Origin of the sequence: Serratia sp. PGPR-27 (genome assembly GCF_022678525.1) — a bacterium.
Classification (GTDB): domain Bacteria; phylum Pseudomonadota; class Gammaproteobacteria; order Enterobacterales; family Enterobacteriaceae; genus Serratia; species Serratia nematodiphila.
In genome coordinates, this window is the sequence record NZ_JALBYS010000081.1 from 1 (window position 1) to 925 (window position 925).

General features: G+C 53.2%; 1 rRNA gene. It reads left to right on the top strand.

Annotated elements, in window-relative coordinates:
* Nucleotides 1-925: ribosomal RNA gene (locus MMS95_RS24100) — 23S ribosomal RNA — on the top strand; the annotation flags it as partial.

Sequence of the window (925 nt, forward strand, 5' to 3'; positions counted from 1 at the left end):
GCGGATGGAGCTGAAGCCAGTCGAAGATACCAGCTGGCTGCAACTGTTTAATAAAAACACAGCACTGTGCAAACACGAAAGTGGACGTATACGGTGTGACGCCTGCCCGGTGCTGGAAGGTTAATTGATGGGGTCAGCCGCAAGGCGAAGCTCTTGATCGAAGCCCCAGTAAACGGCGGCCGTAACTATAACGGTCCTAAGGTAGCGAAATTCCTTGTCGGGTAAGTTCCGACCTGCACGAATGGCGTAATGATGGCCAGGCTGTCTCCACCCGAGACTCAGTGAAATTGAACTCGCTGTGAAGATGCAGTGTACCCGCGGCAAGACGGAAAGACCCCGTGAACCTTTACTATAGCTTGACACTGAACATTGAGCCTTGATGTGTAGGATAGGTGGGAGGCTTTGAAGCGTGGACGCCAGTCTGCGTGGAGCCATCCTTGAAATACCACCCTTTAATGTTTGATGTTCTAACTCGGCCCCATAATCTGGGGTGAGGACAGTGTCTGGTGGGTAGTTTGACTGGGGCGGTCTCCTCCCAAAGAGTAACGGAGGAGCACGAAGGTTAGCTAATCACGGTCGGACATCGTGAGGTTAGTGCAAAGGCATAAGCTAGCTTGACTGCGAGAGTGACGGCTCGAGCAGGTACGAAAGTAGGTCTTAGTGATCCGGTGGTTCTGAATGGAAGGGCCATCGCTCAACGGATAAAAGGTACTCCGGGGATAACAGGCTGATACCGCCCAAGAGTTCATATCGACGGCGGTGTTTGGCACCTCGATGTCGGCTCATCACATCCTGGGGCTGAAGTAGGTCCCAAGGGTATGGCTGTTCGCCATTTAAAGTGGTACGCGAGCTGGGTTTAGAACGTCGTGAGACAGTTCGGTCCCTATCTGCCGTGGGCGTTGGAAGATTGAGAGGGGTTGCTCCT